Annotated in this window: 22 protein-coding genes; 11 read left to right on the top strand and 11 right to left on the bottom strand. The window is 66.1% G+C overall.

All coding sequences use genetic code 11. The features are described from left to right. Positions 1–27: 27 nt before the first annotated feature. The 8 genes from DEF76_RS13390 (at position 28) to DEF76_RS13355 (ending at position 10,667) form a co-directional block, all read left to right on the top strand. A complete protein-coding gene (locus tag DEF76_RS13390) occupies positions 28–2,142 on the top strand; it encodes a 3-hydroxyacyl-CoA dehydrogenase NAD-binding domain-containing protein (RefSeq protein WP_114913882.1) in 2,115 nt (704 codons plus the stop codon). Positions 2,143–2,158: 16 nt separating this feature from the next. After that, positions 2,159–3,838 (top strand): dicarboxylate--CoA ligase PimA, encoded by a 1,680-nt coding sequence (gene pimA / locus DEF76_RS13385; RefSeq protein WP_114912762.1) that lies wholly within the window; start codon positions 2,159–2,161, stop codon positions 3,836–3,838. 13 nt (positions 3,839–3,851) lie between these two features. Then, positions 3,852–5,033, top strand: a complete 1,182-nt coding sequence (locus DEF76_RS13380; protein ID WP_114912761.1) for an acetyl-CoA C-acyltransferase — start codon at positions 3,852–3,854, stop codon at positions 5,031–5,033. Between the two features lie 162 nt (positions 5,034–5,195). Next, the gene (gene pimC, locus DEF76_RS13375) at positions 5,196–6,395 is read left to right on the top strand and encodes a pimeloyl-CoA dehydrogenase large subunit (protein ID WP_114912760.1); all 1,200 of its coding nucleotides are present in this window, start codon (positions 5,196–5,198) and stop codon (positions 6,393–6,395) included. Positions 6,396–6,402: 7 nt separating this feature from the next. Next, positions 6,403–7,542, top strand: coding sequence for an acyl-CoA dehydrogenase family protein (locus tag DEF76_RS13370; protein ID WP_114912759.1), 1,140 nt, complete (start codon positions 6,403–6,405; stop codon positions 7,540–7,542). Positions 7,543–7,635: 93 nt separating this feature from the next. After that, positions 7,636–8,088 (top strand): large conductance mechanosensitive channel protein MscL, encoded by a 453-nt coding sequence (mscL, locus tag DEF76_RS13365; protein ID WP_114912758.1) that lies wholly within the window; start codon positions 7,636–7,638, stop codon positions 8,086–8,088. 63 nt (positions 8,089–8,151) lie between these two features. Then, positions 8,152–9,498, top strand: coding sequence for an amidase (locus DEF76_RS13360; protein WP_114912757.1), 1,347 nt, complete (start codon positions 8,152–8,154; stop codon positions 9,496–9,498). Beyond that, positions 9,495–10,667 carry an MFS transporter gene (locus tag DEF76_RS13355; protein WP_114912756.1) on the top strand — a complete coding sequence of 391 codons (1,173 nt, stop codon included), beginning with the start codon at positions 9,495–9,497 and terminating at the stop codon, positions 10,665–10,667. Before DEF76_RS13360 ends, DEF76_RS13355 begins: the two co-directional genes overlap by 4 nt. Here the strand turns inward: DEF76_RS13355 and DEF76_RS13350 are convergent. The 6 genes from DEF76_RS13350 to dcd form a co-directional block, all read right to left on the bottom strand. Then, positions 10,568–11,206: a phosphatase PAP2 family protein gene (locus DEF76_RS13350; RefSeq protein WP_114912755.1), complete on the bottom strand. Its 639-nt coding sequence runs from the start codon at positions 11,204–11,206 to the stop codon at positions 10,568–10,570. The genes DEF76_RS13355 and DEF76_RS13350 overlap by 100 nt on opposite strands. Continuing rightward, entirely contained in the window at positions 11,203–12,558 is a 1,356-nt protein-coding gene (locus DEF76_RS13345) for a cytochrome P450 (protein ID WP_114912754.1), read from the bottom strand. Before DEF76_RS13345 ends, DEF76_RS13350 begins: the two co-directional genes overlap by 4 nt. Positions 12,559–12,786: 228 nt before the next feature. Continuing rightward, the gene (locus DEF76_RS13340; RefSeq protein WP_456303836.1) at positions 12,787–13,800 is read right to left on the bottom strand and encodes a 4-hydroxyproline epimerase; all 1,014 of its coding nucleotides are present in this window, start codon (positions 13,798–13,800) and stop codon (positions 12,787–12,789) included. Beyond that, a complete protein-coding gene (gene murA / locus DEF76_RS13335; RefSeq protein ID WP_114912753.1) occupies positions 13,797–15,053 on the bottom strand; it encodes a UDP-N-acetylglucosamine 1-carboxyvinyltransferase in 1,257 nt (418 codons plus the stop codon). The genes DEF76_RS13340 and murA overlap by 4 nt, the downstream gene beginning before the upstream one ends. Then, positions 15,038–15,181: a hypothetical protein gene (locus DEF76_RS19465; protein WP_162800658.1), complete on the bottom strand. Its 144-nt coding sequence runs from the start codon at positions 15,179–15,181 to the stop codon at positions 15,038–15,040. Before DEF76_RS19465 ends, murA begins: the two co-directional genes overlap by 16 nt. Positions 15,182–15,202: 21 nt before the next feature. Beyond that, on the bottom strand, positions 15,203–15,757 hold the full coding sequence (gene dcd, locus DEF76_RS13330; protein ID WP_114912752.1) for a dCTP deaminase: 555 nt from the start codon (positions 15,755–15,757) through the stop codon (positions 15,203–15,205). Positions 15,758–15,896: 139 nt separating this feature from the next. Between dcd and DEF76_RS13325 the strand changes: the two genes are divergently transcribed. Further along, on the top strand, positions 15,897–16,658 hold the full coding sequence (locus tag DEF76_RS13325; RefSeq protein ID WP_114912751.1) for an SDR family NAD(P)-dependent oxidoreductase: 762 nt from the start codon (positions 15,897–15,899) through the stop codon (positions 16,656–16,658). A 33-nt stretch (positions 16,659–16,691) separates the two neighbouring features. Here the strand turns inward: DEF76_RS13325 and parE are convergent, their stop codons facing one another. From parE to cysG, 5 genes are all read right to left on the bottom strand, one after another. Continuing rightward, positions 16,692–18,710 carry a DNA topoisomerase IV subunit B gene (parE, locus tag DEF76_RS13320; protein ID WP_114912750.1) on the bottom strand — a complete coding sequence of 673 codons (2,019 nt, stop codon included), beginning with the start codon at positions 18,708–18,710 and terminating at the stop codon, positions 16,692–16,694. Beyond that, positions 18,707–18,901, bottom strand: coding sequence for a hypothetical protein (locus tag DEF76_RS19460; protein WP_162800657.1), 195 nt, complete (start codon positions 18,899–18,901; stop codon positions 18,707–18,709). Before DEF76_RS19460 ends, parE begins: the two co-directional genes overlap by 4 nt. Positions 18,902–18,952: 51 nt before the next feature. Then, positions 18,953–19,528: a YceI family protein gene (locus tag DEF76_RS13315; protein WP_114912749.1), complete on the bottom strand. Its 576-nt coding sequence runs from the start codon at positions 19,526–19,528 to the stop codon at positions 18,953–18,955. Between the two features lie 13 nt (positions 19,529–19,541). Continuing rightward, a complete protein-coding gene (locus DEF76_RS13310; RefSeq protein ID WP_114912748.1) occupies positions 19,542–20,711 on the bottom strand; it encodes a patatin-like phospholipase family protein in 1,170 nt (389 codons plus the stop codon). Between the two features lie 81 nt (positions 20,712–20,792). Next, complete coding sequence (gene cysG / locus DEF76_RS13305) at positions 20,793–22,178, bottom strand: siroheme synthase CysG (RefSeq protein WP_114913880.1); 1,386 nt, start codon at positions 22,176–22,178, stop codon at positions 20,793–20,795. A 110-nt stretch (positions 22,179–22,288) separates the two neighbouring features. Here cysG and DEF76_RS13300 point away from each other — a divergent pair, with 110 nt between their 5' ends. Further along, the gene (locus DEF76_RS13300; RefSeq protein WP_114912747.1) at positions 22,289–22,891 is read left to right on the top strand and encodes a D-sedoheptulose-7-phosphate isomerase; all 603 of its coding nucleotides are present in this window, start codon (positions 22,289–22,291) and stop codon (positions 22,889–22,891) included. Beyond that, complete coding sequence (locus tag DEF76_RS13295; protein WP_114912746.1) at positions 22,888–23,886, top strand: NAD-dependent epimerase/dehydratase family protein; 999 nt, start codon at positions 22,888–22,890, stop codon at positions 23,884–23,886. The genes DEF76_RS13300 and DEF76_RS13295 overlap by 4 nt, the downstream gene beginning before the upstream one ends. Positions 23,887–23,921 lie beyond the last annotated feature (35 nt).

Below are 23,921 nucleotides of genomic sequence, written 5' to 3'. Positions count from 1 at the left end.
CAAGATCGAACGGCGGAGGAAATGATCATGGGCAATATCAATGCGGTGGTGAATTACGAAACCACAGACGGCGGCGCGATCGCGATCATTGCGATGGATAATCCGCCGGTGAATGCGCTGAGCCACGCGCTCCGGAGCGGTCTCGTCGCCGCCATCGAAAAAGCCCGTGACAGTGATGCGGTGAAGGCGGTGATGCTGATTGGCACCGCGCGCGCCTTTTCCGCCGGCGCCGATATCAGCGAATTCGGCACGCCGCGCCAGCCGCCGAGCCTGATCGATGTCGTCGCGCTCCTCGATGCGATGGCAAAGCCGGTGATCGCCGCGATCAGCGGGCTGGCGCTCGGTGGCGGTTTTGAGCTGGCGCTCGGCTGCCATTATCGCGTCGCCGCACCCGGATCACGCGTCGGCCTGCCGGAGGTCAAGCTCGGTCTGCTGCCCGGCGCGGGCGGCACCCAGCGCCTGCCGCGCCTGGTCGGCGCGGAGGCTGCGGCACAGATCATCGTCAGCGGCGATCCGGTGCCGGCGGCAAAAGCCTTGGCCATGGGCGCGCTCGACGCCGTTTTGGAGGGGGATTTCCGCGCCGCCGCCCTCGATTTCACCCGCGAGGTGATGAAGGCCGGGGGAAAACCACCGCGCGTGCGCGATCGCGACGACAAGCTCGCCGCCGCCAAGGCCGATCCCAGCGTCATCGACCGCGCGGTCGCAAAGCAGCTCCAGCGTCTCCGCGGTCTGCCGGCGCCGAAAGCCTGTGTCGACGCCGTGCGCGCCGCTGTCACCATGCCTTTCGAGGAGGGGCAGAAAAAGGAACTGGCGCTGTTCATGGGCCTGCTTGGGAGCCCCGAATCGAAAGCCCAGCGGCACGTTTTTTTCGCCGAGCGCGAGGCCGCGAAGCTCCCCGACATGCCGGCCGACACCAAGGAAAAGCCGATCGCCCGCGCCGTCGTCATCGGCGCCGGCACGATGGGCGGCGGCATCGCCATGTGTTTCGCCAATGCCGGGATCCCGGTGCGGGTGATCGAAACCGAGCAGGCGGCGCTAACCCGCGGGCTCGACCGGGTCGCCGAGAATTACCGCATCGCGATTTCGCGCGGCAGCCTGAGCCAGGCCGAGATGGACAAACGCATGGCGCAGATTTCCGGCACGATCGATTTCGGCGCCGTCGCCGAGGGCGATCTCGTGATCGAGGCGGTGTTTGAGGAGATGGATCTCAAACGCCGTGTGTTCGCCGAGATCGATCGCCTCGCCAAGCAAGGCGCCTTGCTCGCGAGCAACACCTCGACGCTCGACATCAACGAAATCGCCGCCGCAACGAAGCGCCCCGAGGACGTGCTTGGGATGCATTTCTTCAGCCCCGCCAATGTTATGCGGCTTCTTGAAATCGTGCGCGCGCGCAAGACCTCGTATGCTGCGCTGGCAACCGCGCTCGGCATCGGCCGGCGTATCGGCAAGGTGACGTCGGTGGTCGGCGTGTGCGACGGCTTCGTCGGCAACCGCATGCTGGCGCGGCGCACGACGCAGGCGGAGATGTTGTTGCTCGAAGGCGCGCTGCCCTGGGATGTCGATGCCGCGGTGCTCGCCTTCGGCTTTCCGATGGGCCCGTTCGCGATGGGGGATCTCGCCGGGCTCGATGTCGGCTGGCGCATCAGGAAGGCACGCGGGGTGACAGCGGAAATTTCCGACACGCTCTGCGAAGCCGGGCGTTTCGGCCAGAAAACCGGCGCCGGCTATTATCGCTATGAGAAGGGCTCACGCACGCCGATGCCCGATCCCGAGGTCGAGAAAATCATCCTCGCGGCCTCGGAAAAACGCGGCATCACCCGCCGCCCGATCGGCGCCGCCGAAATCACCGAGCGCATGATCTATCCGATGATCAATGAAGGCGCCCGCATTCTCGAGGAACGCATGGCGATGCGCGCGAGCGACATCGATATCATCTGGATCTATGGCTATGGCTGGCCGGTCTGGCGCGGCGGGCCAATGTTTTATGCCGATCAGGTGGGCTTGCCGCAGATCCGCGACCGGCTCGCCCAGTATGCCGCAACGAGCCCCGACAAAACCTTGAAGCCGGCGCCCTTGCTCGAAAAACTCGCGGCATCGGGCCAAGGTTTCGCGGCTCTTCCGGTGCAGACCATCGCCGTTTGACGAAAGGGGCGCAGCGATGAGCGGCTCACGTCCGCATCCCTGGGAAGCGATCTATCCGCCGGGCCTCGACTGGGGGACGAAGATCGCGGCCGGCACGCTCACGGACATGCTCGATGACGCGGTCGCCGCCTATGGCGACCGGCCGGCTTTCGAATTCAATGGCCATCGCATGAGCTTCGCGGAATTTGGCGCCGCCGTCGCGCGCGCCGCCGCCGGCCTTGCGCGCTTGGGCGCCGGGCCAGGACGCTCGGTTGCGCTTTATCTTGCCAATCTCCCCTATCATCCGATCGCGTTTTTCGCGGTGCTCCGCACGGGCGCGCGTGTCGTCCATCTCTCGCCCCTCGATCCGCTGCGCGCGCTCCGCTATAAGATGGAGGATAGCGAGTCGCGCATTCTGATCACCGCCAATCTCGCGAACTTATTGACAAACGCAGCCACGTTGGCGCGGGACGGGGTTGCGGCGCATCTCGTGGTCGGCGCCGCCGACGCCTGGGGGGCAATCCCGGTTCCGCTTTCGCCGCTTCCCGAAGGCGCGATCGACTTCGCAACCTTGGGCGAGACGCCGATGCCGCTTGCATGGCCGTCTCTGACGCCCGATGACGTCGCCGTTTTGCAATATACCGGCGGCACCACCGGTCTGCCGCGCGCGGCGATGCTGACGCATGGCAATTTCACCAGCGCCGTCGCGATTTATAATGCTTGGCTTGCTGGCAATGGGCGGGCATCGCGGCCGGACGATAAAATCATCGGCGTGTTGCCCTATTTTCATATCTATGCGCTGACCAATGTGCTTTTGCTTGGCATCAGGAACGGCGTCGAGCAGTTGTTGAGGATTCGCTTTGATGCGGAAACCACGCTCCGCGATATCAGCGAAAAGCGCGCGACGAATTTCCCTGGCGTGCCGACGATGTGGATCGCGCTCGCCAATCATCCCGATATCGAGAAATATGATTTGTCTTCGCTGCGCTCGATCGGTTCCGGCGGCGCGCCGTTGCCGCAAGAGGTGGCTGAGCGGCTGGAGAAGCTTACCGGCCATCGCCTCGGCGGCGGCTGGGGGATGACCGAAACCGCACCCGCCGGTACCTCGCTGATGCCCGGCCAGATCTATACCGCGGGGCTGATCGGCGTGCCATTGCCGGGGATCGAGATGGACATCGTCGCCCTCGATGATCCGCGCCGCGTTCTTCCTCCCGGTGAGCGCGGTGAAATCCGCATCAAGGGACCGAATGTCACCAAAGCCTATTGGAAACGGCCGGAAGAAACCGAGAGCGCTTTCGTCGATGGCTGGCTCCTGACCGGCGATATCGGCTATATGGACGAAAAAGGGCAATTCTTCCTCGTCGATCGCAAGAAGGATATGATCATCTCGGGCGGCTTCAACGTCTATCCGACGATGATCGAAAACGCGATCTATGAGCACCCTTCGGTTGCCGAGGTCATCGTGATCGGCGTGCCCGATCCCTATCGCGGCCAGGCGGCGAAAGCGTTCGTCACCCTGCGAGAGGGCGCGGAGCCGTTCACGCTCGAGGAATTGCGCGCCTTTCTCGCCGACAAGCTCGGGCGCCACGAATTGCCGACCGCGCTCGAATTTCGGGCCAGCCTGCCGCGCACGCCGGTCGGCAAGCTTTCCAAACGGGATCTGATCGAGCAAGAAGCGAGCCAACACACCCCCGGCGCGCCCGCGCCGGCGTCATAGAGAGGAGCCCACCATGGTCGAAGCCGTCATCGTCGCCACTGCCCGCACGCCGATTGGCAAAGCCGGCCGCGGCGCCTTCAATCTCACGCATGGCGCCGATCTCGGCGGCCATGTCATCCGCCACGCGGTGAGCCGCGCCGGGATCGAGCCCGGTGACGTCGAGGAAGTGGTGCTCGGCTGCGCCATGCCGGAAGGGGCGACCGGCGGCAATATCGCGCGCCAGGCGGCGTTGCGCGCCGGGCTCCCGGTTAGCGTCTCGGCGATGACGGTTAATCGCTTTTGCTCTTCGGGTCTGCAAGCGATCGCGATCGCCGCTCAGCGCGTCATCGTCGATGGCGTGCCGGTCGCGGTCGCCGGCGGGCTCGAATCAATCAGCCTGGTGCAAGACCACGCCAATCGCCATCATGCCCGCAATGAGTGGCTAGAGGCGCACAAGCCGGCGATCTACATGCCGATGATCGAAACCGCCGATATCGTCGCCGCGCGCTATAAAGTCTCGCGCGAGGCGCAGGATGAATACGCGTTGCAAAGCCAGCAACGCATCGCCGCGGCGCAGCGGGAAGGCAGGCTCGCCGAGGAGATCGTCGCGATGAGTACGGTAAAAGCCGTCGTCGATAAGGAAACCGGTGCCGTCTCCCACCATCCGGTCACCCTTGAGCAGGATGAGGGCAATCGGCCGGAGACGACGCTCGCCGGGCTCGCCGCGTTGAAGCCGGTGCGCGGGCCGGAGCATTTCATCACCGCCGGCAACGCGAGCCAGCTCTCCGACGGCGCCAGTGTCTGCGTCGTGATGTCAGACCGCGAAGCGTCGCGCCGTGGCTTGACGCCGCTCGGTGCCTTTCGTGGTCTCACCGTCGCTGGCTGCGAGCCTGACGAGATGGGCATCGGCCCGGTCTTCGCCGTCCCCCGCCTGCTCCAGCGTCAGGGGCTGAAGATGGACGATATCGATCTTTGGGAACTGAACGAGGCCTTCGCGAGCCAGGTGCTCTATTGCCGCGACCGGCTCGGCATTCCCAGCGATATCCTCAATGTCGATGGCGGCTCGATTGCCATCGGCCACCCCTACGGCATGAGCGGCTCGCGTATGACTGGGCACGCGCTGATCGAGGGCCGCCGGCGTGGCGCCAAGCGCGCCGTCATCACCATGTGCATCGGCGGCGGCATGGGGGCGGCCGGGTTGTTCGAGATTTTCTGAGGGAGAGTTCTTTTTTGAAAAAAAGAACCAAAAAACTTTTGTCCCATCTTTACGAAACGGGCAGTGCCGCAGGCACTGCCCAAAGGATAGAAGTCTTTTTGCTTCTTTTTCTTCAGAAAAAGAAGAGTCTCTCTTGCCTTTTCTCATCTGGGAGTTTCGCTCATGGACCTCGCGTTCACCAAGGAAGAGATCGCTTTTCGCGACGAAATGCGGCATTTCTTTCGCAACGAGTTTCCCGAGGCGATCCGGCGCAAAGCGAGCGAGGGACGCCATCTTTCACGTGATGAGATGGTTGTCTCGCAGCGCTTTCTGAACGCGCGCGGGCTTGCTGTCCCGCATTGGCCCAAGGCATGGGGCGGGCGCGACTGGAGCCCGATCCAGACCTATTTCTATCAGGATGAGATGCAGCAGGCGAACGTGCCGCCGCCGCTGCCGTTCAATGTCAGCATGGTCGGGCCGGTCATCGCAACGTTTGGCAATGAGCGGCAAAAACACGAGTTCCTGCCCAAGATCGCCAATATCGATATCTGGTTTTGCCAGGGATTTTCCGAGCCGGGCTCGGGCTCCGATCTTGCGAGTCTGCGCACCAGTGCGAAACGCGATGGCGATCATTACGTCGTCAATGGCCAGAAAACCTGGACCACGCTCGCGCAATATGCGGATTGGATCTTCTGTCTCGTGCGCACCGATCCTTCTGCCAAGCCGCAGGAAGGCATTTCATTCCTGCTCATTGACATGCGATCGCCCGGCATCACGGTGCGTCCGATCCAGACCATCGATGGCGGGCATGAGGTCAACGAGGTGTTCTTCGATGATGTCAAGGTGCCGCTCGAAAACCTCGTCGGAGAAGAAAACAAGGGTTGGGATTACGCGAAATTCCTGCTCGGCAACGAGCGCACCGGCATTGCCCGCGTCGGCACCTCGAAAGAACGCATCCGGCGTATCAAGGAACTCGCGGCTCTCGAGCGCGTCGGCGAGCAACGGGTGATCGATAATCCGCGGTTTCGCGAAAAGCTGGCCGCCGTCGAGGTCGAATTGAAAGCGCTGGAGCTGACGCAGTTGCGCGTCGTTGCCAATGAGCGGCGCGGCGCCCGCGGCAAGCCCGATCCCGCCTCCTCGATCCTCAAGATCAAGGGCTCGGAAATCCAGCAGGCGACGACGGAATTGCTCATGGACGTGGTTGGTCCTTACGCCATGCCCTATCAGCCGCAATTCGAAGAAGGCTGGAACGAGCCGCCGATCGGCCCGGATTATGCCGCCCCCGCCGCCCCCACCTACTTCAACTGGCGTAAGATCTCGATCTATGGCGGCTCGAACGAGATCCAGCGCAACATCATCGCCAAGGCGATTCTCGGGCTCTGAGGGAAACATGGATTTCGATCTTAGCGAAGAACAATCGCTGCTCAAGGATAGCGTCGAAAAGCTCATCCTCCAAAATTACGATTTCGAGCAGCGGAAGAAATATCTCAAAACGTCCGAGGGGTTTTCGCCCGATCTCTGGGCACGATATGCCGAAATGGGGCTTCTCGGCTTGCCGTTCGCCGAGGCCGATGGCGGGTTCGGCGGCGGCGCGGTCGAGACCATGATCGTCATGGAGGCGTTCGGGCGCGGCCTCGTGCTCGAGCCCTATTTCGCGACCGTGGTGCTCGCCGGCGGCCTCTTGCGCCACGCGGCGAGCCCGGCGCAGCGCGCCGAGCTGATCCCGGCGATCGCCGCCGGCACGCTCCGCCTGGCGTTCGCGCACGCGGAACGGCAGGCGCGTTACGATCTCGCCGATGTCACCACGCGTGCGCGCGAAAGCGCCGGCGTCTGGCGCGTCAGCGGCGAGAAATCCCTTGTCCTCGCTGGCGAACATGCGGATCGGCTGATCGTCAGCGCGCGTGTTTCCGGCGCGCAGCGCGCGCATGAAGGGATCGGGCTTTTTCTCGTCGATGCCAAAGCGCCGGGCGTCTCGCGGCGCGGCTATGCCTTGCAGGATGCCACGCGGGCCGCGGAAATTTCGTTGAGCGACACGCAAGCGATACCGCTCGGCGTGCCGGGCGAGGCGTTTCCCGTCATCGCGCGGGTGGTGGATGAGGCGATCGCGGCGCTCTGCGCCGAGGCGGTCGGGGTGATGGCGGCGATGCACGAAGTGACGCTCGATTATCTCCGCACCCGCAAGCAATTCGGCCGTGCCATCGGACAATTCCAGGTGTTGCAGCACCGCGCCGTCGATATGCTGGTCGCGATCGAGCAGGCGCGCAGCATGGCGATGTTCGCGACGATGATGGCCGGAGAGGCGGACGCCACCGAGCGCCGGCGGGCGATGGCGGCGGCGAAAATCCAGATCGGGCGTTCGGGCCATAAAGTCGGCCAGGAGGCGATCCAGCTCCATGGCGGCATCGGCATGACGATGGAATACAAGGTCGGCCATTATTTCAAACGCATGACGATGATCGAGCTTCTGTTCGGCGATGCCGACCACCACCTCGCCGAACTCGCGGCGGCCGGAGGGCTCATCGCCGTCTGACCTCTCATCACGCTTTCATGATGCGCCCGACGCCGCTATGCTGGGCATGGCTGGCCGGCAAGTATGCCGGCCTTGGCGCCACCGGAGGACCCCATGGCCACCAGTCTTCCCCACCTTCGCTCGCCCTCCTGGCTCGCGGAATTCAAAGCCTTCATCATGCGCGGGAGCGTGGTCGATCTCGCGGTAGGCATCGTGATCGGCGCGGCTTTCACCGGCGTCGTCAACAGCCTGGTGAAAGACATCTTCAACCCGCTGCTCGGCGCGCTCATCGGTGGGATCGACTTTTCCAATGTCTTCCTCCCCCTCGATGGGAAGCATTATGCTTCGCTCACCCAAGCCCAGGCGGCCGGCGCGGCGACGATCAATTTCGGCCTCTTCATCAACGCCATCATCCAGTTCCTGATCGTCAGCTTCGCGATCTTCTGGGTGATCAAGGCGCTGACCCGGCTCCGGCTGCATAGCGCGCCGCCGGCCACCGGGCCGAGCAGGACCGAGACCTTGCTCGGCGAAATCCGCGACCTTTTGCAGGCCAGAACCGCCGACTGAACACCATCGCCCTTCCGCAACACCCCCTTTACGCGCCGATGGGGGCGGGGCAGGATTTCGGCCATGGAAACGTTGCTCGACATCGCCGCCGGCCTCGCCGATGGCACGCTCACCGCGCGCGCGCTCGTTGAACGTTCGCTCGCGCGCATCGGAGACCCCGCCGGCGAAGGGGCGCAGACCTTTATCAAGGTCCATGCCGAGGCCGCGCGCGCCAGCGCCGAGGCGATCGACCGGCTGCGCGCGGCGGGAAGGGCGCCCTCGGCCTTCGCCGGCATTCCGATCGCGCTCAAGGATCTGTTCGATATCGCCGGCGAGCCGACCCCGGCGGGCTCGCGCGTGCTCGCCGCGGCGCCGCCGGCTGCGGCCCATGCGAGTATTGTTGCGCGCCTGATCGCCGCAGGCTTCATCCCCGTGGGCCGCGCCAACATGACCGAGTTCGCCTATTCCGGCCTCGGCCTCAACCCGCATTACGGCACGCCGCGCAGCCCCTGGCGGCGGGAGATCGGGCATGTCCCGGGCGGCAGCTCCTCGGGCTCGGCGGTTGCCGTCGCGGATGGCATGGTGGCTGCCGCGATCGGCACCGATACCGGTGGCTCCTGTCGCATTCCGGCGGCATTTTGCGGCATCACCGGCTATAAGCCGACGGCACGGCGGATCCCGCGCGACGGCGTCTTGCCGCTTTCGGAAACCCTCGATTCGGTCGGGCCGCTGGCGCCGCGCGTTGCTTGCTGCGCCATTCTCGATGCCATCATGGCGGGGGCGATCACCGCCAAGCCGCCAGCGCCGCTCCCGGTCAGCGGACGACGCTTCGCGATCCCGGAAGGGCACGCGATGGCGGGTCTCGACCCGGCGATCGCCCACGCGTTCGAGCGCGCTTGTTCGATTTTGCGCGATCGCGGGGCACGGATCGAGAGCCGCGTTTTCCCCCCGCTCGAAGACATTCCAGCAGCGAACCGCTTGGGCGGGTTCAGCGCCCCGGAAGCCTATGCGTGGCATCGTCAGCTGCTCGCCGAGCATGCCGCGCTCTATGACCAGCGTGTCGCCGCCCGCATTTTGCGCGGCGCCGAACCACGTGCCGCCGACTATGTTGATCTTATGGTGGCGCGGGCGCGCATCATCGCGGCGATGGATGCCGAAACCGCTGGCTTCGATGCCCTGATCCTGCCGACGGTGCCGATCGCGCCGCCACGCATCGCCGATGTCGCCGATGACGACGCCTATCAGCGCGTCAATCTGCAGACGCTGCGCAACACCTCGCTGTTCAATTTCCTCGACCGCTGCGCGATCAGCCTCCCTTGTCACACCCCCGGCGAGGCACCGGCGGGGCTGATGCTGGTCGGCGAGACGATGGGGGACGCCCGGCTATTTGCCATCGCCGCCGGCGTGGAAGCGGCGCTCGCGGGCGGGTGAGTGCGCGCCGTCGCACCGGGCAGGTGATTTTCGCGCTCGGCACCACGCAAACGCTGGCTTGGGCGTCGAGCTATTATCTGCCGGCGATCCTTGCCGGACCGATGGCGCAGGGAACGGGAACCACCCGGACGGCAGTATTCGCCGCGGTCTCCGCCTCGCTTTTGATCGCGGCGGTGAGCGGGCCGGCGGTGGGTCGGGCCATCGATGCCCGCGGCGGGCGGCCGATCTTGATCGCCTCCAATCTCGTCTTCATCGTCGGATTGAGCGCGCTTTCCTTGGCGCATGGGCCGGTTGCGCTGTTTGCCGCTTGGGCTGTGGTCGGCGTCGGGATGGCGCTCGGGCTTTATGATTCGGCCTTCGCGACGCTTGCCGGGCTTTACGGCAATGCCGCGCGCGGGCCGATCACCGGGATCACCTTGTTCGCCGGCTTCGCCTCCACCATCGGCTGGCCGCTCAGTGCCGTGCTCGCCGCGCATTTCGGCTGGCGCGGCGCCTGCCTCGCCTGGGCCGGGCTGCATCTCGTGCTCGGCTTGCCGCTAAACGCGTTTCTGGTGCCGCGTGCGCCACCGCCAGCGCCCAAGCCCGATGAGGGGGAGCCCCGCGATCAGCGCCGCGAGATGGTCTTGCTTGCCTATGTTTTCGCCAGCGCCTGGTTCGTCACCGGCGCGATGGCGACACATTTGCCGCAGCTTCTCGAGATGGCGGGGGCGAGCCCGGCGGCGGCGATCGGCGCGGCGGCGCTGGTCGGCCCGGCGCAGGTGATGGCGCGGATCGTCGAATTCCTGTTTCTCCGCCGCACCCATCCGCTGATCCCGGCGCGGATCGCGACCGCGCTGCACCCGTTGGGCGCGGCGCTGCTGGCGCTGTGGGGGGCGCCGCTCGCGGTCGCGTTTTCGCTGCTTTATGGCGCCGGCAACGGCATTCTAACGATCGCGCGCGGCACCTTGCCGCTGGCGATTTTCGGCCCCGAGGGCTATGGCGCGCGCACCGGCTGGCTCGGCGCCCCGGCGCGCGCGGCGCAGGCGTTGGCGCCCTTACTGTTCGGCCTGATCCTCGACCGGCTCGGGCTTTATGCGCTTCTCGTCTCCGCCGGGCTGTGCCTCTCCGCGCTCGCCGCGCTCTTCATGCTGCGCAAGACCGCGCCGCTCCACAGCAGCGCCGCGAAATAGCTGACCAACACATCGCTTGGCCAGTGGGCGCCAAGCGCGATCCGTGCCGCGAAGCCGAGCACGAGCGCGAGAACAGCGGCAACGACCAAGAGCCAGCGCCGCCGCGACGCCGCACAGAACAGGAAACACCCGATCGTCGCACCAAACAACAGGGCGAAAGTGGAGGGGAAGGCCGACCCGGGCGGATGGCCAACGACGCGAATGAGCCCCGGCTCCGGCCGCGGCTGGAAAACGAGGTGGCGCAACAACCGGTCGAGCAGCACCATACCGGCGAAGCTGAGCGCGACGGCGACCACCCCGCGCCCGCCGCGCAGCCAGGCGGCGCCGGCGGCGGTTGCGACCAGCAAAAGCCACACCGCCGGGAAACCGCCGAGCGCGGAGACGGCTTCGGCCCATCCCGGCGACGCCGGCAGCGTCGCCTGCACCAGGCGTGCCAGCGCGGGATCACCCGGCAGCCAGGGCCGCGATGCCTCGGCGGCGATCAGCAGGAGGAGGGCCAGGCCCGCCGCGCTCCAACGCCAGCCGAACCGCAGACTCATCGCGCATGAAGCCGAAATGGCGGCGCGCGGTCGGGCTGTGTCGTCACCACGCTGACCGGCATCACCGGCGCCGCGTCCAGCCGTTCGATCACGAAGCGTCGCGCGAGCGTCGCCAGCACCAGTGTCGCTTCCGCGAGCGCGAACTGGGCGCCGACGCAAACCCGGGGGCCGGCGCCGAAGGGGAGATAGGCGAAGCGCGCGACCGGCGGCGCGCCGGGGAGAAAGCGCTCGGGGTCGAAATGCTCCGGCGCGGCCCAGAGCTTGCGATGGCGGTGCAGCACCCAGGGCGAGATGAACACCAGCGTCCCGCGCGGGATGGTGAGCGCGCCGCAGCGTGTCTCCGCCGTCGCCTCGCGCACGATCACCGCCGCCGGGGGATAGAGGCGGAGCGCCTCGCTAACCACGGCGCGGGTGTAGGAGAGACGCTCCTGTGCCGCCGGTGCGCCCTCCGGCCCGAGATCGAGACCGTCCGCCTCGGCGGCGATGCGCGCCTGCACCTCCGGCGCGGTGGCGAGGAGAATCGCCGACCAGAATAGTGTCAGCGCCGTGGTTTCATGCCCGGCGATGATCATCGTTGCCACTTCGTCGCGGAGCTGACGGCGGCCCGCCGCGCCATCGTCGGCGCAGGCGGCGCGCAGGAGGTCGAAGAGATCGGCGCCGGCCGTTCCCTCGGCGGCCTCGCGCGCGGCGATGATGCGGCTGATCAAGCCCATCCAGCGGCGCTGAAACCACCAGCGACGGACATCGCGCGGGCTCGGGATGCCGATCGGCAACACCAGGTCAAAAAAATCCGGCCGTGAGATGTCTCGCGACGCCGTGTTGAACATTTGCCGCATTTCGACGCCGAACATCTCCATCGCCACCGAGAACATCGAGCGTCCGGCGATGTCGAGGGCGAGAGCCTGCATCGCCGCCAGGAGATCGACCGGCGTCCCGGCCGCGGCGGCGGCGTCGAGCGCCGGCAGGGCGGCGGCGATCGCCCGCGCCGCCTCGCCCATTAGCGGCGGCAGGGCGCGCGGCGCGAGGGTCGGCCCGATCACCCGCCGCTGGCGGCGCCAGAGTTCGCCCTCGCTGAGCAAAAGCCCGCGTCCAACGAAGGGGCGAAGCAGCCGGATGGAGGGGGCCGTGCGGCGGAAATGGTTCGCCTCGCGAATGAGCACGTGCTGGATGGCATCGGGCGCGTTGAGGAGAAGGCGCGGCTTGCCGAGAAAACTCTGCCTTTCGACGTCCTGCTCATAGGCGCTATCGGTCCAGAGCTGGAGCGGGTTATTGCGGGCCGCACGCAAGACACCACGCCAAGAAAGCGACTGGCTTGGTGCCACCGGCACCGCCAGAGACGATGGTTCAGACATCCGACCCTCCTCGCCTGTGTCCGGTCTCAAGTCAAATTATGATATAACAATTAAATCAGTCAGTAAATTCCTTCTTTTTCTCCAGAAAAAGAAGCAAAAAGACTTCTGTCCCGGTTTCTTGGCGCGGCCAACGCCGCGACACGGGCAGTGCCTACGGCACTGCCCAACAGGCAAAAGTTTTTTGGTTCTTTTTTTCAAAAAAGAACATTTTTCTTGTTTTTCTTCTTCTCACCCCACCTGAAACCCGGCCCAGAACGGATCACGCGGATCGACGAGGATGGTGTTGAGCCCGTGCAGGCGTGCCCAGCCGGCGATGCTGGGGCGGATCGCGGGCTTGCCGCCGACCGTTGCGGCGCTTTCGACACGGCCTTCGAACAGCGAGCCGATGATGCTTTCGTGGATGAATTCGTCGCCGACCCGAAGCCGCCCGCGCGCGACGAGCTGCGCCATGCGCGCCGAGGTGCCGGTGCCGCAAGGCGAGCGGTCGATGGCGCGGGCGCCGTAGAAGACGGCGTTCCGCGCGCTGGCTCGCGGATCGCGCGGCGCGCCGGCCCAGAGAATGTGGGAAACCCCGCGGATCGTCTCGTCCTCGGGGTGGGTGACGGCGATCGCGCGGTTGACGGCGTCGCGCAGCCCCGGGCTTAGGCGGAGGATAGCGTCAGCCGAGAGCGATTCGAGCCCGTCATAGCCCGGCTGCTTCTCGACGATCGCGTAGAAATTGCCGCCATAGGCGATATCGACGGTGATGTCGCCCAGACCCGGGCAGGTGACGCGAAGATCGGCGGCGGCGAGGAACGCGGGAACGTTATAGAGCCGCACCTCCTCGATGAACCGCCCCTCGCGCCGATAATGGGCGACGACCCGCCCGGCGGGGGCGTCGAGCGCCACCTCGCCCTCGCGCGCTGGCGTGATGAGGCCGTGTTCGAGCGCCATGGTCACCGTCCCGATGGTGCCGTGGCCGCACATCGGCAAGGCGCCGGAAACTTCGATGAACAGGATCGCGGCATCGCAATCGGCGCGGAGCGGGGGATAAAGGATGGCGCCCGACATCACGTCATGCCCGCGCGGCTCGAACATCAGGGCGCGGCGGATCCAGTCGAAACGGGCGATGAAGTCGGCGCGCCGCTCGCTCATCGTCGCACCGGCGAGCCTCGGCGCGCCGCCGGCGACGAGGCGCACCGGATTGCCGCAGGTATGGCCGTCGAGACAAAAGAAGCTATGCGGCCCCATCGCCGGGGTCACCCTTTGAGCCGCTCGATCGCGGCGCCGCAGCCGGTGAGTTTCTCGACCAGCGCCTCATAGCCGCGATCGAGGTGATAGACGCGGTTGACGATGGTCTCACCGCGCGCGGCAAGGCCGGCGAGCACCAGCGAGACCGAGGCGCGAAGATCGGTCGCCATCACCGGCGCGCCGGAGAGCGCGCCGCCGACCCCGCGCACGATCGCCGAGGCGCCATGGACGTTGATCCGCGCCCCCATGCGATTGAGCTCGGGGACGTGCATGAAGCGGTTCTCGAAAATCGTCTCGGTGATCATCGCCGCCCCCTCGGCAACCGCCATCAGCGCCATGAACTGCGCCTGCATGTCGGTCGGAAAGCCGGGATAGGGCTCGGTCATGACATCGACGCCGACGAGCTTCCCCATCCGCCGGGCGAAAAGCCCTGCCGCCGTCTCCTCGACCATGACCCCGGCCTCGCCAAGAGCCCGGATGAGGGCGGCGAGATGGGTTGCTTGCCCACCTTCGAGCAGGATTTCACCGCCGCTCACGCCAACCGCGCAGAGATAGGTGCCGGTCTCGATCCGATCGGGAAGGATCGCGTGGGTCGCGCCATGGAGGCGCGCAACCCCGGTGATCGTCAGGCGGTCGCTGCCGATCCCGCTGATCTCCGCCCCCATGGCGTTGAGGCAGGCGGCGAGATCGCCGATTTCCGGCTCGCGCGCGGCATTGGCGATGATTGTCTCACCCTCGGCCAGCGTCGCCGCCATCAAGAGATTCTCGGTCGCGCCGACCGAGGGAAACGGCAGCACGATTTCGGCGCCATGCAGCCGGCCCGCAACCCGGGCATCGATATAACCGCCTTCGAGCCGGATGTCGGCGCCCATTTGCGCCAATCCCTTGAGGTGGAGATCGACCGGGCGCGTCCCGATCGCGCAACCGCCGGGGAGCGACACGCGCGCCTCCCCACAGCGCGCGAGCAGTGGCCCGAGCACAAGGACGGAGGCGCGCATTCGCCGCACAATGTCATAGGGCGCCTCGGTGCGGGTGATGCGCCCGCCGATCGCACAACGCCGGCCCTGGCGCTCGAGAGTGAGGCCGGCTTCGAGAAGCAGGCTCGCCATGGTATCGATATCGGCAAGCTCTGGGATATTCTCCAGCACCAGCCGCTCCTCGGTCAAAAGCCCCGCCGCCATCAGCGGCAGCGCCGCGTTCTTGGCGCCGCCGATGGCAAGCCGGCCGGTGAGCGGCCGGCCGCCGCGGATCAGGATGCGGTCCATGACAGGGGTTCTTTTTTGAAAAAAAGAACTTTTTCCCCGGTTGCGCGGTGCCTGCGGCACTGCCCCCCGGAGAAAACCGGACAAAAGTCTTTTTGCTTCTTTTTCTTCAGAAAAAGAAGATTCGTCATCGTGAAATCCATCCTAATCCTCTAGAGCTTGGGCAGCGCGACGCCGCGCTGGCCCATATATTTTCCCGCTTTGTCGGCATAGCTCACTTCGCAGGGGCTATCGCCCTTGAGGAACAGGAACTGGCAAATGCCCTCGCCGGCATAGATTTTGGCGGGCAGCGGCGTCGTGTTGCTGATCTCGATCGTCACCTGCCCCTCCCATTCCGGTTCCAGCGGCGTCACGTTGACGATGATGCCGCAGCGGGCATAGGTCGATTTGCCGAGGCAGATGACGACGACATCGCGCGGGATGCGGAAATATTCCACCGTATGGGCGAGCGCGAAGCTGTTGGGCGGAATGATGCAGACGTCGCTGTCACGATCGACGAAGCTTTGCGGACTGAAGGCTTTGGGATCGACGACGGCGGAGTCGACATTGGTGAAAATCTTGAAGGCGCGGGCGACGCGGGCGTCATAGCCGTAAGACGAAAGCCCGAAGCTGATCACCCCGTCGCGGCGCTGGGTTTCGACGAAGGGATCGATCATGCGGGTGGTTTCCGCCATCTCGCGGATCCAGTGATCGGGCATCACGGCCATGGCGACATTCCTCGAAACGGGGCCTCGAAACGGGGCGCGTTGCACGCCACGCGGTCTAGCCCAGCCGTGTCAGCACGGCAATTGACCGCCGCCGGAGCGCGTGCCACGGACTCCCCGACAACGAACCACGGAGGAAATCATGGATCTCGAAAACACCGCGGCGCTGGTCACCGGTGGCGCTTCCGGCCTTGGCGAGGCAACGGCCAGGGCGCTGGCCGCGGCCGGCGCCAAGGTCGCCCTTCTCGATATGAACGCGGCGCGCGCGGCCGAGGTCGCGAGCGAGATCGGCGGCATCGCGCTCGCTTGCAACGTCGCCAGCGCCGAAAGCGCCGAGGCGGCGGTGGCCGAGGCCCGCGCCCAGCATGGTGCGGCGCGGATTCTCATCAACTGCGCCGGGATCGGCAAATCGGGGCGCGTCGTCGGCAAGGCCGGGCCGATGCCGCTCGAGGATTTCCGTCGCGTGATCGAGGTCAATCTGATCGGCTCGTTCAACCTGATCCGCTTGATGGCGGCGGACGCCGAGACCCTGCCGCCGCTCGCCGACGGCGCGCGCGGCGTCATCGTCAACACCGCGTCGGTCGCGGCGTTCGATGGCCAGATCGGCCAGGCCGCCTATTCGGCGTCGAAGGGCGGGATCGTCGGCATGACGCTGCCGATCGCGCGCGACCTGGCACGTTCGGGGATCCGCGTCTGCACCATCGCGCCAGGGATTTTCGCAACGCCGATGCTGCGCGGCCTACCGCAAGAGGTCCAAGACAGCCTCGCCGCCAGCATTCCCTTCCCGCGCCGCCTCGGCCAGCCGGAAGAATTCGCGGCGCTCGCTATGCACATCATCGCCAACCCGATGCTGAACGGCGAGACCATCCGCCTCGACGGCGCCATCCGCATGGCACCGAAATAGCGGGCGGAAGGGGGCGGCCCTTTCGGCGGGAGACTAATCGATGTCCAGCGCTTCGACGGCATGGGCGTGGGTCTGGATGAACTGAAAACGCAGTTCCGGCTTGCGGCCCATGAGTTGTTCGACGAGATCCTCGGTGGCGGCGGCGGCGCCATCGGGGATGGTGACTTTGAGCAGCGTGCGGCGCTTGGGGTCCATCGTGGTTTGGCGGAGAATGTTCGCGGGCATCTCGCCGAGCCCTTTGAAGCGGCTGATTTCCACTTTGCTCGCGGGTTTGAACGCGGTTTTGAGGAGCTTGTCGCGTTCGCCATCATCCATCGCGTAAAGCGAGACGCCGCCCTGCGTCAGGCGATAGAGCGGCGGCTGGGCGAGGAAGAGATGGCCGCGGCGGATCAGTTCGGGGATTTCGCGATAGAAAAACGTCATCAGCAGCGAGGCGATGTGGGCGCCGTCGACATCGGCGTCGGTCATGATGATGACGCGGCCATAACGCAGCTTGGCGGCATCGAAGCGTGACCCGGCGCCGCAGCCGAGCGCCTCGATGAGATCACGCAATTCCTGGTTTTGGCGTAGCTTATCGGCGGACGCGCTGGCGACATTGAGGATCTTGCCACGCAGCGGCAGCACCGCTTGGGTCTCGCGGTCACGCGCCTGTTTCGCGGAGCCGCCGGCACTGTCGCCTTCGACGAGGAAGATTTCGGTGTCGGCGGCGGATTCGCGCGCGCAATCGGTGAGCTTGCCGGGGAGACGCAGCCGCCGGGTCGCGGTTTTGCGTGGCGTCTCGCGGGCCTCGCGGCGGCGGAGCCGCTCTTCGGCGCGCTCGATGAGATGGCCGAGCAGGAGATCGGCCTGCGCCGGATCGCCGGCGAGGAAATGGTCGAAATGATCGCGCAGTCCGGTCTCGACCAGACGCGCTGCCTCGGAGGTGGTTAGTTTCTCCTTGGTCTGGCCCTGAAATTGCGGCTCGGCGAGGAAAAGGGAGAATTTCGCGCAGAGCGGGGCGAGAATATCGTCGGCGGTGATTTGGGCGGCACGGCGGTTGCCGCGCTGCTCGCCCCAGGTGCGAAGACCCTTGAGGAGGGCGGCGCGAAACCCGGCCTCATGCGTGCCGCCTTGCGGCGTCGGGATGGTGTTGCAGTAAGAATGGAGAAAGCCGTCCTCGTCGTCACGCCAGGCGAGTGCCCATTCCAGCCGGCCGCCGCGCACGCCCGGGAGATGGGGGGGGAGTTGGGCCTCACCGGCGAAGATTTGCGAGGCCAAAGCCGTGGCGCCGAGTTCGGCCTCCAAGCTGTCGCGCAGGCCACCGGGGAAATGCAGTTCGGCCTCCGCCGGAACTTCGGCAGCCTCGCCGGTGAGCAGGTTTGGGTCACAGCGCCAGCGCAGATAGACGCCGCGGAAGAGATAGGCTTTCGAGCGGCAAAGCCGGTAAAGCCGGGCCGGGCTGAAGGCGAGGGCGCCGAAAATCTCCGGATCCGGGCGGAAGCGGATCAAAGTGCCGCGGCGATTTTGCACGGGGCCAGCATTTTCGAGCGGCGTCTGTGGCTTGCCGCGGGCATAGCGCTGCTTCCAAAGCGTGCGCTCGCGCGCCACTTCGACCTCGAACTCCGCCGACAGCGCGTTGACGACGGAACTCCCGACGCCATGCAGCCCGCCGGCCGTCGCGTACGCCTTGCCGTTGAATTTTCCACCGGAATGAAGCGTGGTGAGGATGACCTCGAGCGCGCTGAGGCGCGGGAATTTCGGGTGCGGATCGACCGGGATGCCGCGGCCATTGTCACGAATGGTGAGGAAATTGCCGGCGGCCAGTGTCACATCGATGGCGCTGGCATGGCCGGCAACGGCTTCATCCATGGCGTTGTCGAGGATTTCGGCGGCGAGATGGTGCAGTGCCACGTCATCGGTGCCGCCGATATACATGCCAGGGCGACGCCGCACCGGCTCCAGCCCCTCCAAGACCTCGATGTCGCGCGCCGAGTAATCGGCGGCCTCGTCGGTCGCCTTCGCGGCCGTGGGCTTGCGCGGCGAAGGAGGAAGGGCCGAGAAGAGATCACTCATGCTGCGTTCCGGTTTCTGTCGTCACGAGGTAAAAAGGCAAGAAAGGCGTTCTTTTTTGAAAAAAAGAACCAAAAAACTTTCGTCCCGTTTGCCTGGAGTGGGCAATGCTCAGCGGATAAAAGTCTTTTTGCTTCTTTTTCTTCAGAAAAAGAAGACTCTTCCTCTCGATTCTCTATTATGATGCCGGACACTCTCTATCCCTTGCCGGCGAGTCGTGTCCAGATCGGCGATAATCGCGATGGTTAATGCGCGGCTTCCCGGGCCGAGGGTAAAAGCCGGGTCGTGACACGAAGCCGGATCGTGTCGCCGGCAAGCAGCGGATGGGCGCCCATGCCCCAGGCGGCGCGGTGGAGAACGGCGCTGACCACGAAGGCGGCGGCGCCCGGCTGCAGTGAGAACGCAAGCGGTCCGGTGCGCCCGCGCATCACGAGCACCCCCTCGAGCCGAGGCGGCGCGCCTTGGATCGCGCGGCAGGCGCCGTCATAAGCGAGGGTTGGGAAATCGACGGCATCAAGGAAATCGGCGCCGAGCGCGATCTTGAGCGCCTCTTTGTTCGGCATGACGAGGCTCGCGGTGTCAACCCGGACGGTGACGCTGCAATGGCCGGAATCCGCGGGATCGACCGTGAGACTGCCGACAAAGCGGGTGAAATGCCCATCGAGGGGGACGAAGCCGAAAAGATAAAGGCGAAAGCCGATATCGGTGTTGTCCGGCGAGACCGCGATGGTCCGCGGCGCCGCCCGAGCGACAACGACAAAGCCGGGCCAAGCCAGCAGCAGCAGCCAAAAGGCAATGCCGCGGCGTCTTCTTCCGATCATTCAGAAAAGAAGGTCAATCCATGGCCCGATGCACGTCGTGCATCACCATGCCCTGTTCCTCGCTCGGCATTTGCAGCCAATCCTCGTGCTGGAGGGTGGCGCGGGTGTCGCGGTAGCCGGATTTCCAGTGATCGCGCATCGAGGACGCGCTGAAATCATAATCCTTGTTTTCGCATTCATGCGCCTTTTGCTGGTAGATCAGGTGCAGGATGGCGATTTCCGGCAGGTTGGAAAGCTCCTTCTTGAGCTTTTTTTCTGACTCGTCGAGTTTTTCTTCAGGGATTTTGGCCATAAGCTGACGCATCGTCATTTTATCGCGATGCAGCCGCATGAACATATCGGTCACCATGCGGGTGCGGCTGGAATATTGGATGTCTTTTTGGCGCGCGAGGACGTCATACATATCGCGCGGCACCGGGCCGCGGGCGCCAAACAGATCGACCTGGAACACCAGGAGATTGCTGCTGCCGGCATGGTCGAGGAGATGCTGCAGCGGGGTGTTCGAGACCACGCCGCCATCCCAATAGAAATCGGTGCCGATCCGCACCATGGGCAGCGCCGGCGGCAGCGCGCCGCTCGCCATCGCGTGCTCGGGGCCGATTTCCTGATGGGCGCTATCAAAGAAATAGAAATTGCCGGTTGCGACATTAACCGCGCCGGCGGCATAGCGCACGGCGCGGCTGTTCAAGAGATCGAAATCGACCAAGCGCTCCAGCGTCGCGCGAAGTGGCGCAGTGTCATAAATACTGGTCGCGCCGCGTGAGCCGCGGGGCGCAAGCCAGGGATTGGGCACGCGTGGGGTGAAAAAACCGGGCTGGCCGAGCGTCATCGCGAGGCTGGAGGAGAGGCCATGGAAAGCGCGGCGCGGCAAATCGCCATCGAGCAGGCGATGGTCGAGAAATGGCACCACTGGGCGCGCGGTGATGGTGTCCCAGAATTCCTCGAGCCGCTCCAACCGCCGCTCGGGCGGATTGCCGGCGATGATGATGCCGTTGATGCTGCCGATGGAGACGCCGGCGATCCAGTCGGGCTCCAGCCCGGCTTCGTGCAGCGCTTGATAGACCCCGGCCTGATAGGCACCGAGGGCACCGCCGCCTTGCAGCACGAGGGCGATCTGATCGCATCCTTCCGGCCGCCAGCGGCTGCGTGGCGCGGGGGAGGAGGGGATCGGGCCAGCATCCATGAGCAAGTTTCCGTCTGCGTGAGGGGATCAACAAAGTCTAACGCGATATGGGGTGGTTGCGAGACCGGGCGTTAGTCAAGTTCACGCGAGCATCGTGGTGAGATCCGCGGGTGCCGCAGCGCGCGTCGCCGTGCCGGTGCGGGCGACGGCGGGGCCGATCAGCAGCAGCGCCGGCCCGCCGCTCGACCAGGCCGGGGCACGCGCGGCGAGTTCGGGAAGGGGCGCGAAAAGCCGGCGCTCGGCCGGTGTGCCGCCGCGCTCGATCAGCGCCGCCGGGGTTTCCGGCGCGAGGCCGGCGGCGGCGAAGCCGGCGGCGAGGCGCGGGAGCGCGGTGATCGCCATATAGATCGCGAGCGTGCCACCGAGGCGGACGAGGGCCGCGAAATCGAGATCGATCACCCCCTCCTTGCCATGGCCGGTGAGCAGCGTCACCGAGCGCGCGGCGTCGCGATGCGTGAGTGGGATGCCGGCGGCGGCGGCGCAGGCCAAGGCGGCGGTAACGCCGGGGACGATCTCGCAGGCGATGCCGGCTTCCGCCAGCGCTTCCGCCTCTTCGCCGCCGCGGCCGAAGATGAAAGGATCGCCACCCTTGAGCCGCACCACTTTTTTCCCCTCCCGCGCCAGGCGGACGAGCAAGGCATTGATCTCAGACTGTGGCAGGCAGTGATGCGCGCGCGCCTTGCCGACGAAGATCCGCGTCGCATCGCGCCGGGCGAGCGCGAGCACCGCATCGCCGACCAAGCGGTCATGGACGATGACATCGGCCTCGCCGAGCAGGCGCTGGGCGCGGAGCGTGAGGAGATCGGCCGCCCCCGGCCCGGCGCCGACCAGGAACACCATCCCTGCGCCGGCACCGTCCGCGCCGTCGGCGCCCGCGCCGCTGTCGCTCGCGGCGAGTTCGGCGGCGAGCGCGGCTTCGGCCTCGGCCTCGCGCCCGGCGAAGACCAGCGCCGCAACCCGGCCGCCAAGCAGACGCTCGATCAGCCGGCGGCGCTGCGCGAGATCGGGGAAGCGGCGGCGGAGTTCGCCTTGCGCCCGCCCGAGAAACGCCGCGAGACGGCCATAGGCCGGCGGGATCAGCGCCTCGATCTTGGCGCGGAGCTGGCGCGCGAGCACCGGTGCCGCGCCGCCGGAGGCGATGGCGATGGTCAGCGGGTCGCGATCGACGAGTGCCGGCATGATGAAGCTCGAAAGCGCCGGACGATCGACGATGTTGACCGGAATGCCGAGCGCCTGCGCCGCCTCGGACAAAGCATGGAGATCGGCTTCCGGCGCCTCGGCGCCGATCGCGATCGCAACGCCGGCGAGACAATCGTGGGCGGAGCGGGTCGGCGCGAAGCGGGCCACTCGCGTCACCGCGGCGCCGGCTTCGGCCAAGGCGTCGGCCTTGCGCGCGGCGGCCGCGCCCTCGCCGAGGACCAGCGCCCGACGCCCGGCAAGATCGAGAAAGATCGGAAAATGACGCATGATGCGGGTCTCGATGGGGAGAAAGGCCACTACCTTGGACGGCGGCGCCGTGCAATCAAGGAATTGTCAAGGCTGACCCCTTAACGTCGAAACGCGAGAGGCGACGAAACATGGACGATCAGGCACGATTTACGGCGATGCTGCGGCGCTCGGCGGCGCTCAAGCTCAGGATAGCCGACGAGATGGCGGCTTCGGTGGTCGCGGTGGTGAATGCGGCAGAAGCGTCGCTCCGCGGCGGCGGCAAGCTGATGTTCTGCGGCAATGGCGGCTCGGCTGCCGACAGCCAGCATCTCGCGACCGAGATGCTGATCCGCCTGCGCCCCAAGGTGGAGCGGCCATCGATTCCGGCGCTGGCGCTGACGCTCGATCCGGCGGCGCTGACCGCGGGGGGGAATGATTACGGCTTCGCGCAGGTGTTCGAGCGGCCGCTGCGCGGCCTCGGCCGGCGCGGCGACGTGCTGTTTGGCATCACCACGTCGGGGCGGTCGGAAAATGTCTGCCGCGCGCTTTCGGCTGCGCGTGAGATGGGGATCGTCACCGTCGGGCTGCTTGGGGGGGCTGGGCTGCCGGCGCGCGAGCTCTGCGATCATGTCCTGCTGGTGCCCGATAGCGAGACCGCGCGGATTCAGGAATGCCATATCGCGCTCGGTCATGCGCTTTTGGAATTGCTCGAGGATCGGCTGGTGGCGCGCCCGCTCGCGGTGCCGGCGTGACGGTTCTGCTCACGGGGGCTGCCGGCTTCATCGGCTATCACGTCGCCGAGGCGCTGCTCGCGCGCGGCGAGCGGGTGGTAGGGGTCGATGATCTCAACCCCTACTACGATGTCGGGCTCAAGGAGGCGCGGCTGGCGCGGCTGCTCGCGCGGGACGGGTTCACGTTTCGCCGCCTCGACATCGCCGATCGCGTGGCGATAGCGGACCTGGTCGCGGCGTTTCCCGCGATCAGCCGCATCGTCCATCTCGCGGCGCAGGCCGGGGTGCGGCATTCGCTCGTCGATCCTTACGCCTATGTCAGCGCCAATGTGATGGGCCATCTCGTGATCTTGGAGATCGCAAGGCGGCTTTCGCGACTCGATCACCTGGTCTATGCCAGCTCGTCCTCGGTCTATGGCGCCAATCAGGCGTTGCCGTTCACCGAGAGCGATCGCGTCGATCAGCCGACCTCGCTTTATGCCGCGACCAAGCGCGCCGACGAGCTGATGAGCGCGGCCTATGGCCATCTCTTCGGCTTGCCGCAGAGCGGCCTCCGGTTTTTCACCGTCTATGGCCCGTGGGGGCGGCCGGACATGGCGTATTTCGCCTTCGCCGAGGCGATCGCCGCTGGCGAGCCGATCACCGTCTATGGCGACGGGCGGCTCAAGCGCGACTTCACCTATATCGACGATATCGTCGCCGGCGTGCTCGGCTGTCTCGATCGCCCGCCGCCGGCCGGCGCGCCACCGCGCCTTTTCAACATCGGCAATCACCGCAGCGAGGCGGTGACGCGGCTGATCGCGCTGCTCGAGGCCGGGCTCGGCCGACGCGCGATCATTCGCCTGGCGCCGACGCCGCGTGCCGACGTCGCCGAGACCTTCGCCGCGATCGACGCCCTCGCGGCGCTCACCGGCTACGCCCCGAAAACGCCGCTGGACGAGGGAATCCCTCGCTTTCTCGCCTGGTTTCGGGACTGGCAAACGACCCGCAAAAAAAATCGCACAAAAGGGTCATAAAAGGGTGTTGACGCCGCCGGGCATCCCGATTAAAC

It is taken from the genome of Acidibrevibacterium fodinaquatile, from assembly GCF_003352165.1.
Taxonomy (GTDB): Bacteria; Pseudomonadota; Alphaproteobacteria; order Acetobacterales; family Acetobacteraceae; genus Acidibrevibacterium; species Acidibrevibacterium fodinaquatile.
The sequence above is the reverse complement of the archived record's forward strand: the minus strand, read 5'-3'. Positions and strand labels throughout refer to the sequence as shown.

What these genes read in the sequence shown, in the direction of transcription:
- DEF76_RS13350 (WP_114912755.1), bottom strand. Translation starts at nt 11,206, where the DNA reads ATGAGTCTGCGGTTCGGCTGGCGTTGGAGCGCGGCGGGCCTGGCCCTC.
- DEF76_RS13370 (WP_114912759.1), top strand. Translation starts at nt 6,403, where the DNA reads ATGGATTTCGATCTTAGCGAAGAACAATCGCTGCTCAAGGATAGCGTC.
- DEF76_RS13390 (WP_114913882.1), top strand. Translation starts at nt 28, where the DNA reads ATGGGCAATATCAATGCGGTGGTGAATTACGAAACCACAGACGGCGGC.
- DEF76_RS13325 (WP_114912751.1), top strand. Translation starts at nt 15,897, where the DNA reads ATGGATCTCGAAAACACCGCGGCGCTGGTCACCGGTGGCGCTTCCGGC.
- DEF76_RS13315 (WP_114912749.1), bottom strand. Translation starts at nt 19,528, where the DNA reads ATGATCGGAAGAAGACGCCGCGGCATTGCCTTTTGGCTGCTGCTGCTG.
- DEF76_RS19465 (WP_162800658.1), bottom strand. Translation starts at nt 15,181, where the DNA reads ATGACGAATCTTCTTTTTCTGAAGAAAAAGAAGCAAAAAGACTTTTGT.
- pimC (WP_114912760.1), top strand. Translation starts at nt 5,196, where the DNA reads ATGGACCTCGCGTTCACCAAGGAAGAGATCGCTTTTCGCGACGAAATG.
- DEF76_RS13300 (WP_114912747.1), top strand. Translation starts at nt 22,289, where the DNA reads ATGGACGATCAGGCACGATTTACGGCGATGCTGCGGCGCTCGGCGGCG.
- parE (WP_114912750.1), bottom strand. Translation starts at nt 18,710, where the DNA reads ATGAGTGATCTCTTCTCGGCCCTTCCTCCTTCGCCGCGCAAGCCCACG.
- mscL (WP_114912758.1), top strand. Translation starts at nt 7,636, where the DNA reads ATGGCCACCAGTCTTCCCCACCTTCGCTCGCCCTCCTGGCTCGCGGAA.
- cysG (WP_114913880.1), bottom strand. Translation starts at nt 22,178, where the DNA reads ATGCGTCATTTTCCGATCTTTCTCGATCTTGCCGGGCGTCGGGCGCTG.
- dcd (WP_114912752.1), bottom strand. Translation starts at nt 15,757, where the DNA reads ATGGCCGTGATGCCCGATCACTGGATCCGCGAGATGGCGGAAACCACC.
- pimA (WP_114912762.1), top strand. Translation starts at nt 2,159, where the DNA reads ATGAGCGGCTCACGTCCGCATCCCTGGGAAGCGATCTATCCGCCGGGC.
- DEF76_RS13360 (WP_114912757.1), top strand. Translation starts at nt 8,152, where the DNA reads ATGGAAACGTTGCTCGACATCGCCGCCGGCCTCGCCGATGGCACGCTC.
- DEF76_RS13345 (WP_114912754.1), bottom strand. Translation starts at nt 12,558, where the DNA reads ATGTCTGAACCATCGTCTCTGGCGGTGCCGGTGGCACCAAGCCAGTCG.
- murA (WP_114912753.1), bottom strand. Translation starts at nt 15,053, where the DNA reads ATGGACCGCATCCTGATCCGCGGCGGCCGGCCGCTCACCGGCCGGCTT.
- DEF76_RS13310 (WP_114912748.1), bottom strand. Translation starts at nt 20,711, where the DNA reads ATGGATGCTGGCCCGATCCCCTCCTCCCCCGCGCCACGCAGCCGCTGG.
- DEF76_RS13380 (WP_114912761.1), top strand. Translation starts at nt 3,852, where the DNA reads ATGGTCGAAGCCGTCATCGTCGCCACTGCCCGCACGCCGATTGGCAAA.